The sequence below is a fragment of the Micrococcus sp. HSID17227 genome (assembly GCF_003989405.1).
GTDB classification, from domain to species: Bacteria; Actinomycetota; Actinomycetes; order Actinomycetales; family Micrococcaceae; genus Micrococcus; species Micrococcus luteus.
Genome location: NZ_RBLN01000468.1, coordinates 1 through 1,020 on the forward strand (window position 1 = coordinate 1; position 1,020 = coordinate 1,020).

Sequence of the window (1,020 nt, forward strand, 5' to 3'; positions counted from 1 at the left end):
GCACTACGACGCGCGGAGCCGCCTCGTCGGGGAGGAGTTTCGCGCCCGCCGGCGGGACGGTCGCGAGGCCGGCGGCCTCGACGGGAGCGACCGAGGCGGGAGTCGTGGCCGTCCCGGCGTTCGTGTGACGGGCCGCGTCGTCGAGCGGGCGCGCGTCGGGGGCGCCCTCCGTGGTCGCGGACGGCTGCTGCGGGAGCAGGCCGCCGACGAGGACGGAGAGCGCGGCGACCGCGACGGCGGGCGCGAGCGGGCGGGGGGATGCGGCGGAACCCGGCAGGAGAATCTTCATGCGGATGCCGTCGGAAGGTGGAGTGCCCGAGGAATGACAGGCGCGGGCCGTGTCGCTTTCCCGGGTCGGTGACGTGGTGCGGGCGGGATGACGGCCGGAGAGCCGTCGTGATCGTAGCGTGATCGACCATTCCCGGGAACCTTTTTCTCAGGCTTGTCGGGTCATTTCATGCCCCCGTGATGTCCGGTTCATCCATTCACAGGTGGGCACGGTGTGGCGCCGGGGCGGAGCACAGCGGAGGGGTGTCGGGTCCGCGCCGGGGGATACGGTGACGGGAGACCACCACGGGCCGCCCGGCCCGGGAACCAGAGGAGGCAGACCATGGCGGAGCCGATCCACATCGGCGCGGCGGCGGACGTCCCGGAGGGCGAGGCGATCGTCGTCCCGGCGGCGACGGCGGGGACGAGGGACGACGTCGCGGTGTTCCACACGGACGCGGGCGAGTTCCACGCGATCGACGACACGTGCACCCACGAGGACGCCTCGCTGGCCGAGGGCTGGCTCGAGGACGACCGGGTGGAGTGCCCGCTGCACGCCGCGCAGTTCTGCCTGCGCACCGGCGAGGCGCTCTGCCTGCCCGCCACCAAGGGCGTCGGCGTGCACCGCGTCGAGGAGCGCGAGGGCCAGCTCTACCTCGTCCCCGGCGCATGAGCCACGACGTCGAGGCCCCGGCGGGCGTGCCCGGCTCGGTCGCGGTGGTGGGCGGCGGCGTCGCGGGCTTCGCCGTGGTC

Annotated in this window: 1 protein-coding gene and 1 pseudogene; one reads left to right on the top strand and one right to left on the bottom strand. The window is 74.4% G+C overall.

What is annotated here, in order from left to right; all coding sequences use genetic code 11:
• Positions 1-289: pseudogene (locus D8M29_RS14295) on the bottom strand (peptidoglycan-binding protein LysM); the annotation flags it as partial.
• 321 nt (positions 290-610) lie between these two features.
• Between D8M29_RS14295 and D8M29_RS12695 the strand changes: the two are divergent.
• A complete protein-coding gene (locus D8M29_RS12695) occupies positions 611-940 on the top strand; it encodes a bifunctional 3-phenylpropionate/cinnamic acid dioxygenase ferredoxin subunit (protein WP_002857882.1) in 330 nt (109 codons plus the stop codon).
• The last annotated feature ends 80 nt before the right edge of the window (positions 941-1,020 follow it).

What these genes read in the sequence shown, in the direction of transcription:
- D8M29_RS12695 (WP_002857882.1), top strand. Translation starts at nt 611, where the DNA reads ATGGCGGAGCCGATCCACATCGGCGCGGCGGCGGACGTCCCGGAGGGC.